A 12807-nucleotide genomic window follows, 5' to 3' on the forward strand; every position below is an offset into this window, starting at 1 on the left:
GACGGTCAGGCCGCCGCCCTCGACGTCCCTCGCGAGTGCCGAGCGGATGCGATCGATCTGCGTGGTTGTGGCGACAGGTGGGGGCGCGTTCTCCGGCTCCGCCAAGGGAGCCACGCTGGCCCGCTCGATGGTGATCGGTGTCGACGGGGTGAGCGCCAGCAACTCACCGGCGGCGGCGTCGCCTTCGCTGGTGATGAATACCCGCAAGGCGAAGAATGCAGCGGTCAGCAGCGCCGACGCCGCCGCCGCGAAAACCCACAAGGGCAGGCGTGTCCGCGACGGCGTTATCGCCGCCGCCGGGCTCTGCCAGTGGGGCGAGATGTCCTCGTCCGCGCGTGCCTTGAAGTACCGAAGCGTTTCGTAGACGTCGCGCCGGACGCGTTCGAGACTGCTGTCGTCGCGTCTCTTCCCTCGATATTGGCCTTCGAACCCCAGCGACAGGCAGGCATGCATCAGCTCCAGCAGATCGTAGTGCGCCTCGGGACGGGCCAGGAGCTTGTTCAGCGCTTCGAAGAAGCCCGTGCCGGCGGGCTCGACGTGAAAGAACCGCGACAGCGTACCATGCTGCGCCCAGGCGTCCTTGTTGGGCCAGGGGAGGTTGCCGATCAGATCGTCGGTTGTTTCGCACAGCACGTATCGTGCGATCCGTGCATCCTCTTCGGGGACCTCCGCCTTCTCCACGGCGCGGTCGAACTTCTCGATCGCCTCGGCGACGTGCTCGGCCAGGGGCTCCGCCTGTCTTTCAACGGGGACAAGCCTGAGTTGGCCAAGCAGCAACAGCAAGGGCGCGGCCGCGGCCAGGATCGGGTTTGCCGCCGAATAATGGATATTGTCCGTGGCGTTGAGCAGCGCCTGCTGCGGCGGGGCTGAATTCGGAGCTGTCCCCGAAGCACCGCCCTCCGGGGCAAAAGAGGCGGCGCCTTGATAAATCACGGTCCCGGATGTCCAGCCCGGTGGCGTATGCCGCCCGACGCCTGGATCGAACACCGTGGCGTCTTTGATCGGCGTGGGCTGCCCGCCTTCTGCGACGGGGCCCTTGGCGGCCGGCGCCGCGGTTCGCTCGCGCCGTGGTTTGGCGCGAATGACGGTCTTGCCCGCCGGGCCGAAGGGATCGTCCTTCGAAGTCATGACCGGTCATCCGCCAATGCGCGGCGCCCGCGGCTCTGCCCGACTTCCACGCAGCGGTTCGCGGTCAGGCAAAGCAAGCCTTGCACCCGGGGACAGCGTCCGAAGGAAAGCCGGCTGCAACAGACGATCCCGCCGTAACATGACATTGCCACAGACCCCAGGGCAATCGGCCTTACCCGATTGGCGAACTGTCCTATGTGATCGTAGTCTCAGAACTCGCCGATTGGAACCTATGGCGCGAATCGATAGGATTTTCCTGAGCCGTCCGCGCCACGCGATCCTTGAACCCTATTTCCGCTTGTCGGCCTTGGCATAGGCCTCGTTGAAATAGGCCAGGAAGATATCCAGCATGCCGTTGTCGTGGGCTTCCTCCATGGTCCGCCAGGTCGCGACGAAAGCGTCCCAGGCCTGGCTCTTCTTCGAGGAGAACGAAGTCGGGGGAAGCTTCTTGCCGATGGCTTCGGGCGACAGGTCGTCAAGCAGCCGCGACAGCGCGGCCTGCATCGCCGCATAGGTGGCGAATTCATGCGTCTTGAGATCGCCAAACGCATCCTCGATGCTGCGTTTGGCATCGAGATAGCCGGCTCGGCGCCGCGCGAACATGATTTCGAGGATGTCGTCGGTTCCCGGGACGAACTTCAGGGGATTGTTGTCGGCGGCGCCGATCATCGTTCGCTGCGTGCTCTTGGCCAGCATTTTCGCGGCCGCGCGCGCTTTCAGCAACAGGGCCAGCTGCTCGACCACCGTTCGCAGGACCGCGCCGATCTCAGTGGCGAGTTCATGGGGGTCGCGCGACTGGAGCAATTCCGGGGAAATCCCGGCGCCAATGGCGATCTCGCGCAACAGATCGGCCTTGGCCGAAGGAAGCGGCTGCGACGACGACGTCGACGTTGCGACGCGCTGCCCGGTCACAGCAAAGATCGGCTCGGCGGAGAATTCCAGTGGACGGCCGGCCGCCAACGTGTCTCGTTGGGTCGAACCCGAGCCCGCGCGACCTGCCATGGCGCGCTCGTCATCGATCGAGACGAAGATGACGTGACGGCCGATCAGCACTCGGTCGCCGTGCTCCAGCCGATGCGGTCCGGCCATGCGCTGGTTCGACCCGTTGATGTAGGTGCCATTGCGCGAGACGTCGTGCAACCAGAACGCGCCCGCTTCGTATCGAACCTCGCAGTGCAGCCCGGAGATGAACTTGTCGGGATCCGGCAAGGTCCAGTCGCAAGCCTCGCGACCGATCCGGAAAGTACGGTCACGCGCTGCATAGGCCGCCGGGATATCGGCGGGCAGGGCGTCGACATTGTTGATTTGCAGGCTGATGTGCATCAAGGGCCGCCGTCGAACGCTTATCGATACGCGTCTATTCTAGCAGTTTGCCGGTCCGACAGGACAGCATCGTTTCGAGCCGTCCGGTCGACAGGAAAAATTCTTTGGGCTGCTCGCCCTCTTTGGCCGTCGGGATAACATGTGGTAGTCTCAACATAGTCCGGTGGGGTAGGTCACAAGAGTTCCTGAACGGATCGCGGGAACTTCAAGTCCACAACACCGGCGGCCGCGTCCAGGAGGGGCACGACCCATGCCGAACGAACGTGCCACGGTTGCACAGACACCGGTTGGCGCCGAACTGTTGACGTTCACCCATCTTGTCGGGCGCGACGAGATAAGCCGTTGTTTTGCCTATACGGTCGGCTTCGTCGGTACGAGCCCGGATATCGATCCGCTGAAGATGCTGGGCGGTATGGTTTGCGTCGAAGGGGAATCCGATCCGCAACGCTGGTTCAGCGGCCTCGTTTCCGAATTTCGCCTGACCCGCATCGAGGACCGGCTGGCTTACTACGAAGCGGTCGTCAGGCCGTGGCTCTGGTTTCTCGGAAACACCACCGATTGCCGCATCTTCCAGAACAAGAGCGTCGTCGACATCGTCAAGGACATCTTCAGCAAGTACAGCACGGCGCAGTTCGATCTGCGCCTGCAGGGATCCTACCCGCCGCGCGACTATTGCGTGCAATATGACGAGACCGATCTGGATTTCGTTCAGCGGCTGCTCGAGCACGAGGGCATCCTGTATTTCTTCGAGCATGCCGAGGGTAAGCACACGCTCGTCCTGGCCGACGCGATGAACAAGCTGAAGCCGGCGCCGGGATACGAGAAAGTGCCCTATCACTTCGAAGGGCAGGGCTCGCGCCGCGATGTCGAATACATTACCGAATGGATACCGGGCAGTTCCGTGCGCCCGGGTGCTTACGTCCATACCGACTATGATTTCACCAAGCCGGGCGCCGACCTGATGGCCAAGTCGGCGCAGCCATTCGGCCACAAGCTGGCCGCCGGCGAGAATTACCGCCAGCCCGGCGCGCATCTCGAAGTCGGCCGCGGCGACAGCCTGGCGGCGATCCGGCGCGAGGAACTCCAGGCCGTCCATCACCGCATCGCCGCCGTCGGCACGGTGCGCGGCCTGTATTCGGGCTGCACCTTCAAGCTGGAGGGCTTTCCACGCGACGACCAGAACCAGGACTATCTGGTGGTCAGCGCCGAATACAGGCTGTTCGATCCGGGCTATCGGACCCAGAACGAGGCCCACAGCGAGAATTTCAAGGTGGTGCTCGGCGTCGCGCCGACCAGATTGCCCTACCGCCCGCCGCGCATCACGCCGCGGCCGATCATGCGCGGACCGCAAACCGCGACGGTCGTCGGCCCTTCGGGCGAGGAAATCTTCACCGACAAATATGCGCGTGTGAAGGTGCAGTTTCACTGGGACCGTGTCGGCAAGAAGGACGAGAACAGCTCCTGCTTCGTGCGGGTGTCGCAGACCTGGGCCGGCAGCAGCTGGGGCTTCATCCAGATACCACGCATCGGACAGGAGGTTATCGTGGACTTCATCGAAGGCGACCCGGACCTGCCGATCATCACCGGGCGTGTCTACAACGCCTCGCAGATGCCGCCCTACGGCCTGCCGGGCAGCGCGACCCAGTCGGGCTGGAAATCCAACTCCTCGAAAGGCGGCGGTGGCTACAACGAGCTGATGTTCGAGGACAAGGCCGGCTCCGAGCTGGTCAACTTCCAGGCGCAGAAGGACCACAACCTTCTGATCAAGCACGACCGCACCAAGCTCGTCCAGCACGACCAGTCCGACCGCATCGACCACGACGCCAAGCACTCCGTCGGCCACAACCTCGACGAGGACGTCGGCAACAACAAGACGGTCAAGGTCGGCGTCGACCAGACCACGAATATCGGCTCGAACGACACCGAGACGGTGGGCGCGAACCGCTCGCTTACGGTGGGGGCGAACGAGACGATCCACGTCGTCGCCAATTCGACCGAAAACATCGACGCCAACCATTCGCAGACCGTGGGACTGGTTCAGACGGTCACCGTGGGCGCAGCACGCATCGACACGGTGGGCGCTGCCGAAACCCGAACTGTAGGCGGCGTTCAGACCAACACGATTGGCGCCGCCCGCTCGGTCACGGTCGGCATCAGCCAGAGCCACGATGTTGGCGCGTCGGACAGTTGGAACGTCGGAACAAGCCAAGGCATACAGATCGGGTCTGATCAGGGCGTCAAGATCGGCGGGGCCCAGAACACACAAATCAGCAAAACGCATATCATCAAGGTCGGCGAGGATGCCTCAACTCAAGTCAATGGGGCGCACGAGCTCAAGGTCGGGAAAAAGAGCCTTATCCAGGTCGGCGAGGACGCGGGCATGGTGGTCGGCAAGAACCTGACCATCGAGGCCAAGGAGTCCGTCACGATCAAAACAGGAAGTGCCGAAATTGTCATGAAAAAGGATGGGACGATCACGATTAAGGGCAAAGACATCACCATCAAGGGTTCAGGAAAGATAGACGTCAATGCTTCGAGCGACATCATCATGAAAGGCTCGGAGATAAAGCAGAACTGAGGACGCACCCATGAGCGATATTGACGAACGGATTGATGGAGTGGTGATTGGTTTGCTGCTTGGGTTCGACCAAGGTGCGCCACTCGTGGTGTTTCCCGGAAATCGGGAGGAGGTAGCCCTGCAGGCGCGAAGTCTGACCGAACTGTCGTCTGACATGATCGGGTCAGAAGTCGCACTGCTGTTCGAAAATGCCAATCCGCTGAAACCGCTGATCGTAGGGCGTATTGTCGATCCCGCAAAACGACAGACAAACAGCCGGGACAACAGTCATGTCGTGCGCGACGGCGAAACGGTGAAAATCAGTTCGAGCGAGCGGCTTGAGCTGAGGTGCGGCAAGTCGGTCATCATTATGGAAAAGGATGGCCATCTCACCATACGAGGCACCAACCTGGTTAGCCACGCCAGCGCCTCCAACCGTATCCGTGGCGGCTCCGTGAATCTGAATTGATGCCAAAGCCGCCGATACTCGAACACATAGTACGTCAGCACGCGGAAATGGCGGCCTTCCTCTGGACGGTCTACGACCACCATCTGCTGCATCCCGGCGAGAACCCCGAGATGGACGAGGAGCGCGTGGAGCGGCTCTTAGAGCGGCTGGAAGCACATCTGCTTGGGCTGCGTGTTGCGGGTGTCGAAGGCAAGCGTATCGCAAAGGAGCGTTTCGACGAATTTTCGGAAGCTGGGGAGCTTTTTGTGGTCCGGATGCTGGAAGCCAGTAGTCCTCTCCCTCTCAAGCAGTTGAACCTCGATCAAGTGCGCAAATATCTAGCTGCCAAGTTGCCAGCGGCTGATATCTGAAGAATTTTTATACGACCTTCCCGCTGCCCCTTACGACAAAGTGTAAGTAACTTCGCCCCAATCGTCTTCATCCAGCTTGTAGATTTGATGCGGGGCGAACGCTGCCAGGAATCCGGCATAGCTCGAAACGTTTATGAAACTTTCGTCAACGCCAGGCAGCGACGGTTCGAACGGCTCCATCTCGCCGGTCCACCGGAAAAGTGTGCCGTCGAAGTACACAAGGATCCCTTGTTCCGTTCTTTTTATATCCCAGAAAGATTTCTTCTTGCCGAATGCGAATACGTCGCTGAATTCCTGGAAATCGGGTGTCGAGACAATGCGTCCATTGGTTGTGAAAATCTCGATGGATCTGCCTGCCTCCAGCATCTCGACGACAGTTCCGGGATGATCAAAATCCGCTTGGCTCCACGAACCGTCGTATACCCCGACCACCGCTTTGTCCGGTACCTTCGCCGCCAGGATGGCACGCGCGAGACGCCGGCCATCGCCGGCTTGGCTCGCTGCGTCAATCTCTGCCGTGCTCCTGAATCGCTTCGTCTCCGTTCCGCCAAAATACAGCCGGCCTTTGTGCGCAACGGCGCAGAAGTAGACCAGGTTTGTTGACCCGTCATCGCTGACTTTCGGGCCCGCGAGAAACCTCCAGCCCTCCGAAGGCGTCCGCATGTAGACTTGCCCCCCATAGCCGAGCGCCAACAGTCGATTGCCGATCTGCAGTATCTTTGTCATGCGGCCGAACTTCATAGCATTCTCGGAGGCGAATCCGGCTCCCGATATCTGCTCACGTTGACTGACGGCGTCGAAAAAATACACCACCTCGCCCTCTCCAGTCAGTCCAGCGGCTTGGGCTTCGAAGGGCTGCTGCAGGGCCGTGAAAGAGATTAGGTCCGCGACCTCCTCTCGAGGCCGAAGCACAACCGAACCATCGGCAACGCGACCGGAGGCGACGAGCCGGTCATCGTCTTCTCCCGGCGTCGCTTTGAACAGGATGTAGAGGGTCCTGTCCACGCTCACGACACCTCCTGTTATCTCTGGTTTTCGCCTCATCGGTTGCTCACTCCCTTGGCAGAGATCTCATGCTGTTGGCAGATGCTGCCTGTTCAGCACGCCCTTGGCGGCAGGACTCATATTGCTGGAGCTTTTCTCCGCACGAGCATACTTGTCCTTGATTGGCTCTGTTTGCTCGGTCACCTTTTCACATGCCACTTCGAAGCAGTCCGCGGACACAGGATCATCGACCAGTTCGGCAAGAGCATCCAAACATTGATTTCTTATTTTATCCACCTTCTCGACGCCGCGCGGGTTGGCTCTTGTTGCGACCTGCTCGCCGAGTTCGGTCAGAGCATTGTCCAGGTGATGGTGTACGGTGACGTCTTCTCCTGTCGGCGGCCGAGCCGCCGAGTGGTTCACGCGAGGGATGCAGATACAAATGCCCTGGTCCCTGCTGGGAAATGGCGGGTTCGCCATTCGATCTTCGCTATTGACGCGAAAACAGCGGTCCGGAACGATATGGTGAGCTTGGTGAGCCACACCTTGCGTGCCCGGCTTGGCCAACGGATCAGTAGGGTCCTTTTTGGCGTTACACTTTTCGTGAATATCCTCGAAGCTGCCGACCATGCAGTCTTCATCGCCAGGAATTCCGAATGCCGGCTTTCCGACGATCACCATTGGGGGCGCATCGCCGGGATCGGTCCCGTGATTGCTGGTGGCCATGTCGCCGAGTCGAACGACACCCTTGCTCTCGACCTTGACGTCTGACGACCAGCCGTGTGCGTAGACCTTGCCGGTATTTTTTGAGGTGATTATTCCTTTTTTTGCCGCCGCCCCAGCCTCATCGCCGCTGCATTTGCTGTAGTAGCTGCTATTTTCCTGGCTGATAGGCTTGTTGCCAATCTTCACGGTTCCGCTACCCGACGTCAGATCGGAGTCGACCCCGAAATCAGGGTATGGGACGGGCACGCCCGGCGGGGTTGCCGGATTCTCGGGCGGGGTGAAACATGTGTCGGGGAAATCCGCAATGACCTTGCACCCTTGCGCCTCTGCCGAAATCTCTCGCCCGTTCGCGAAGACAGTCATCTTGCCTCCACCACCGCAGCGCCGCATGCACCATCATCGCCCGAGGCCTCGATCAGGATCGGCCCCGATGGCGCGTAGCCACGTTGTATCGCCGACAGCGCCCACCCCAGCATCACCGGGACAGCGGCCGCCCCGACATTCCCCAAGCTCGCGCCCAGCGCCCATATTGGCCGCACCTGCGAGTGCTCGCGTTGTGTGCGCAGCATGGCGAGGGCACATTGCCGGAACCAGTATGTTTCGCCGACGAAATCTCCCATCTTGAGAGTGATATCTGAATGGAGGCGCCGTGACCCGGCAAACGCTTCCTTGTAAGCCGTTGTCATCGCTTGCCCTCGGAAGGGAATATCCAACTCGTTGTAAATATGAGCTTCCTCCCGTGCCAGGCCGAGCCCTGTGAGGTGCATGGTGCCGCCCGCGCGCGCGCAGAGAATCGCAGCTGCGGCTTCCCCCGGAATGAAGCCGTTCGAGTTTCGTGGCGTGAGCAACCGCTCACGGGCGAGATAATGGTTGATGGTCTGGGAGGTCAGATAGCTGTCCACCCCGACAATTATCACAAAAGGAGCAGTATTAGAGGCGAGCAGGCGACGGGCCGCCTCCAACGCGACGTGGCCGGACGGGCGGCCATGCGCGACGACGCGCGAGGCAATGGGACCGACGATTTCCGTGATTTGCTCGATCTGGGCAAGCAGGTTCCGGCTGTCAGGCGCCGGACGCCCGGGACGATCCTCCTCAGCCAGGCAAAGAACAAGGGCCGTCCTGCCCCGGGCCTCGGGCATCGCTTCGAACGCTTCGACAATTGCTGCGGCGGCCATATGGGCAAGGCGCTTTGCGCCCATCCAGTTGCGCGGCAGCGGGACGGGCGCACCGATCAGCCACTCGCCGGCGGCGCCCAGGAAATGCGTTTCCTGGAAACCGTCGAGACGGGCGCGCATCGCGGCGCAACTCGATGGCGCGTCGAGGCCGACTGCCGTCACCATGCCCGCCGAGACGATGTCGAGGTCAGCGTTCATGCGGCCTCGTCTTCATCGCGAAGCGGAGTGTTGAACTTGCGGATGTAACGTTTGCGCTTGGCATAGGCGCGTTGCATGCCGGGTGTTGGCGGCCCGACCCAGCATTCCGAAAAATCGAGGATCGTGCGCTGGAGGTGCTGCTGCATCCGCCAGACCAGCGAGAACCGCCGCCTCTCCGGATCGAACAGCACCGTATCCGGCAGAAGCTCGCCCACGAACGCTTTTTCGCGACCTTTGAACAGCGTCAGCGGCAACGCTGTCGTTGGCATGCGGAAGCTTTCCTTGCCTGCCGGCGTCAAATTTATCAACTGTACGTCCTCGCCGCCCCTTGGGTGGTCGATCTGCTGGTCCGGTGGTGCCATCTGGAAATAGCGTTCATCGAAATCCGGCGGCAAGAACGGAAAAATATTGTCGATCCAGTTCTGGTCGTAGGTGCCGCCATATTCGATGCGGCCCGGCCAGCCCCGGCCCATGGGCCCGAAACTCATCGGCTTGTAGTCGCCAAATGGCGAGCGGATCTCTTCGTCGACCGCCTGGGTGTTCGGCAGCCGCAGGCCTGGAATAAGGCGCTGGTTCCTGGTGCGCGACCAGCCGGTGCCGACCGGGTTGTATTTGTAGCTGCCCGGGAGTTTGTCTTCCGGATCCAGCCTGTCGACGCCGCCCCAGGCGACGTCATAGGAGATGGGGAGTTTAAGGAAGGGTTGCGGCGATGTGGTGGTAAAAGCCGGGCCGATGGAGCGCCATTCGCGGTGGCCGACGACCTCGAACAGTTTTGACCAATTGCCAACCTTGATGCCAACCGGTATGCGCTCCGCCGGACGGCCGCCCGGCGCGTAAGCGCATCCGTTGGCGATCACGTCGCAACGCGGCTTGCGGAAGGCGAAGTCCGTCTCCCACAGCGTGGCCGAGTATCCAGGCACGCCGGTTTGTGTGTCGGCCATCACCAGCGGCACCTGATCCGCCGATTTTTGCACCGGTCCGCCAGGCGTCGCGGGAAAGTCGAACGTACCCTTGACCACCACGACGATCCATTCATGGCCGGCTTTGTCCATGCCCATGGTGAATTGGTGCGGATAACCCGTCTGGTTCCAGATCTGCATCAGCTGGTCTCCCAACTGGCCGCGAAAATCTGTTTCAGTGCCGCCTGAGGCGATTGCGGATCGACGTCGAAAATGTCGGACCGGTTAGTCCACATCACCATGCCACCGACCGTCTCTCCGCCCGCCGCGAGGGGCGGCACCGGCAGTCCGGTCAGCACGGCGTCCAGTCCGTCGGGCGTCAGCTCACCGTTCTGGGCTGCGACAGCGGCCTCCTCGACGCCGCAGAACCACGCCTCGGCATCGGCGAGCTGGATCGGGGCTTCAGCAAGCTGCGCAACGATGCTCAGGGGAAACTGCCGGCCAACCCTGTCGGCGCTCTGCAAGACGACGCCCGCCGACGCGCCGAAGGACGCCGGGCCAGCCAGAAAGCGCAGCGCGGTGGTGCTTGGCCAGATTTCCGAGTTAAACAGCGGGACCAGATGCTGCGCCAGCCAGCGGTCCCAGCCGCGAACAAAGTCGCCTGTCAGCCGCCGCGTCACGAAATCGCCGGTGGCGGGCATCTTGCCGTAGAAGCCGGGCACGATCATATCTGTGGCGGACATGAGAATTTCTTGAACATCTGCAGATTGTAAGGGTTTTCGACGCTTGCCGCCTTGAGCTCGAAATCGGCGTACATGCCTTTCGTCCCCAGGCGCAGGCTGTAGACATCGGTCAGTGAGGTGCCGGTGAAGCGGCCACTGCGCAGCATCCTCAGCCATGCCCAGCTGCCTGTCTCGTTGAGCATGATTTCGGGCGAACCGTCGATCGGCTGGAAGGCGAGCGAGATGACCCCGGTGCCGTCCTTGCCGGGCCAGGTCATCGGTTGCGGCCGCGTCGCGTTGTTGTAGTAGATGAGGGTCTGGCCATCGAGATTGAGCGTCACCCGGGTGATGTTGGGCGACAGGTCCTTTGGCTCGAGCGTGAAGCTCATCACTGGCCCTGTACCGCCCGGAAAGAGATCGTCGCGGATATGCCTGGCCTGCTCGAACGCTGGCAGCGCCGAGGGATCGAGGCCGAAATCGGCGCGCCATTTCCACGGCTGGCTGGTCGTGTCGACATAGTTGATCAAATGCTCGTTGATGAAGCCGTCGATCAGCCCGGCCGGTCCGAACAGGCGGGCGAAATCACGCACATTGACGTCCACCGCGCTGTCGGCGCTGAAGGGATAGCGGTCGTTGAGCGCTGCCTGGCAAAAGGGCAAGATATCGGCCCGCCAGATGGCGTTGAGCTCCGAAGTCACCGCCTTCTGCGTCAGATTGCTGGTATCGCCGGCGATCCCGCCCAGCCAGCTGTTGATGGGATCGGGCAGGATCTGCGCCTGTCTCGCCACCGCGCCCGTCAGCTCGGCAAGGCCGCCCTGCTTCTTGATGGCGTCCTGCGGATTGGGGTTGGCGGTGACCGTCTGCAGCACGTTCGACAGCGCGGTCAGCGCGACGACAGCGGCATCCAGGGCCGGCGGCTGGCCGTCGACTTCCGCAATGGTGCCCTTGAGCGGTTTGAAATGTTCGGCCACCAGATTGCCGGTCAGGTCCACCTCGTTCGCAGACCCGGCGCGGGGAAGCAGCTTCGCGCCGCTTGTCGCCAGCTTGCCGAGCTTGCCAAGTTTGCCGAGCAGTTTTGAAGCGCCCTTGGTCGCTGCCTTGTCGTCGGCGGGCGCGTCATCAGAGCGCGTCAGCTCGGTCTCCTGCACGACCGCCGTGAGCAGGCGTTTCAGTGCGGAGTCGGCGCTCGAGAGGTCCTTGAGATTTTCGCTGGCGACGTTGAGGTCGGTCAGCGGCGCCAGCCGCATGTCGCGCAGGAAGCTGTCCCATTGCGCGATGTAATCGTCGTAATAGAGCTTCAGGATATCCTCCGACAGCGCCGAGACCGAGGTCTCGGAATTCTCCGAGCATCCGCCGGCGAAAACAGCGCGATCGAGAGCAGCCTGGGCGGCGACATCGTCGACGCTTTCGAGAATGGCATCGTGGAAGCCGGAATAGGTGAAGGCTCCGGATATGCCGACGCGCAGCGTCTTGCCGGATCGCCGCGCGAACACCTTGCCGCCATTGGGGCCGGCGAAGTTCGCCGGAATCCATTCCTTGAGCGCGGTCACTTCCGGATCGGCTAGCAGCTGCTTGTAGGCCCGCGCCGGCAGCGAGATCGTGCACACTGTCTTCAGCGCTTCGGCGACCAGGGCCTGGTCGGGCGCGACATAGCTTTCGTCGACTGTCATCCGGCGAATGGCGGCAAGCTGATGTTCCTCGGCATCGGCGGTCGGAAATGGCGGCGCGGCGGCGAATTCAGGCAGGCTGTTCACCCACCAGTTCTGGGCGAAGTCGGCATCCATCTGCGACAGGCCCGTCATCATGCGATAGGTCTTCAGCGCGCCGAGCATGAAATCCGGATCGCGGATCTGCCGCCACATGGTCGCTTCGAGCAGCGCGACCATGCGTGGCTCGAGCACGTTGCGCAGGGCGTGGTCGTAGGTGTCGGTCTGTGCGCGCACCAGCTCGGCCGAAGCCGACGGTCCCATGAGGTCCTGCGCGGCGGCGGGCGGGGCTGTCCGGGCCTCCGTGACTGCGTCCATGGCCGCCAGAGCGCTGTCCATTGCAGGCTGTTCCACCGATGCCGGGCTGGCGGCGGCGGAGGTCAGCGGCGTTTGCAGCGCCTCGAACTGGCTTGCCTGCGCCGAGATCGCGTTGCGGTTGTCCAGATAGGACCAGGTGAACAGCCCGCCGGCCAGCAAGGCCGCCGCAGCACACGCAGCCGCCGCACCGCGCCAGATCCAGGCGCGGCGGCGTTGCGCCAGCGGGTCGAACGTACCGAGGCCGGCTTCCCT

Annotated in this window: 11 protein-coding genes; 3 read left to right on the forward strand and 8 right to left on the reverse strand. The window is 62.1% G+C overall.

Annotation, left to right across the window (positions count from 1 at the left end; genetic code table 11):
• Together icmH and tagH are read right to left on the reverse strand one after the other, a co-directional pair.
• Positions 1–1128: type IVB secretion system protein IcmH/DotU (gene icmH, locus WC739_RS20750; protein WP_372954894.1), on the reverse strand; the 1128-nt coding region annotated here is incomplete at its 3' end.
• A gap of 288 nt (positions 1129–1416) precedes the next feature.
• Complete coding sequence (gene tagH / locus WC739_RS20755) at positions 1417–2451, reverse strand: type VI secretion system-associated FHA domain protein TagH (protein ID WP_372954895.1); 1035 nt, start codon at positions 2449–2451, stop codon at positions 1417–1419.
• Between the two features lie 250 nt (positions 2452–2701).
• Between tagH and tssI the strand changes: the two genes are divergently transcribed.
• From tssI to WC739_RS20770, 3 genes are read left to right on the forward strand one after another with little or no spacing between them, the layout of a single operon-like run.
• On the forward strand, positions 2702–5029 hold the full coding sequence (gene tssI, locus WC739_RS20760) for a type VI secretion system tip protein TssI/VgrG (RefSeq protein ID WP_372954896.1): 2328 nt from the start codon (positions 2702–2704) through the stop codon (positions 5027–5029).
• 10 nt (positions 5030–5039) lie between these two features.
• A complete protein-coding gene (locus WC739_RS20765) occupies positions 5040–5477 on the forward strand; it encodes a DUF6484 domain-containing protein (RefSeq protein ID WP_140775179.1) in 438 nt (145 codons plus the stop codon).
• Positions 5477–5827, forward strand: a complete 351-nt coding sequence (locus WC739_RS20770; protein WP_140775180.1) for a hypothetical protein — start codon at positions 5477–5479, stop codon at positions 5825–5827. The genes WC739_RS20765 and WC739_RS20770 overlap by 1 nt, the downstream gene beginning before the upstream one ends.
• Before the next feature lie 30 nt (positions 5828–5857).
• On the opposite strand, the gene WC739_RS20775 is transcribed toward WC739_RS20770, so the two are convergent.
• From WC739_RS20775 to tssM, 6 genes are all read right to left on the reverse strand, one after another.
• Positions 5858–6832, reverse strand: coding sequence for a hypothetical protein (locus WC739_RS20775; RefSeq protein WP_372954897.1), 975 nt, complete (start codon positions 6830–6832; stop codon positions 5858–5860).
• A 66-nt stretch (positions 6833–6898) separates the two neighbouring features.
• The gene (locus WC739_RS20780) at positions 6899–7900 is read right to left on the reverse strand and encodes a DUF4150 domain-containing protein (protein WP_140775182.1); all 1002 of its coding nucleotides are present in this window, start codon (positions 7898–7900) and stop codon (positions 6899–6901) included.
• A complete protein-coding gene (locus tag WC739_RS20785) occupies positions 7897–8910 on the reverse strand; it encodes a beta-ketoacyl synthase N-terminal-like domain-containing protein (RefSeq protein WP_372954898.1) in 1014 nt (337 codons plus the stop codon). The genes WC739_RS20780 and WC739_RS20785 overlap by 4 nt, the downstream gene beginning before the upstream one ends.
• On the reverse strand, positions 8907–10010 hold the full coding sequence (locus tag WC739_RS20790) for a DUF2169 domain-containing protein (RefSeq protein ID WP_372954899.1): 1104 nt from the start codon (positions 10008–10010) through the stop codon (positions 8907–8909). Before WC739_RS20790 ends, WC739_RS20785 begins: the two co-directional genes overlap by 4 nt.
• Positions 10010–10552 (reverse strand): type VI secretion system-associated protein TagF, encoded by a 543-nt coding sequence (tagF, locus tag WC739_RS20795; protein ID WP_372954900.1) that lies wholly within the window; start codon positions 10550–10552, stop codon positions 10010–10012. The genes WC739_RS20790 and tagF overlap by 1 nt, the downstream gene beginning before the upstream one ends.
• The coding region (gene tssM, locus WC739_RS20800; protein WP_372954901.1) for a type VI secretion system membrane subunit TssM at positions 10534–12807 on the reverse strand (2274 nt) is incomplete at its 5' end. The genes tagF and tssM, both read right to left, overlap by 19 nt.

This window comes from Mesorhizobium sp., from assembly GCF_041661565.1.
Classification (GTDB): Bacteria; Pseudomonadota; Alphaproteobacteria; order Rhizobiales; family Rhizobiaceae; genus Mesorhizobium.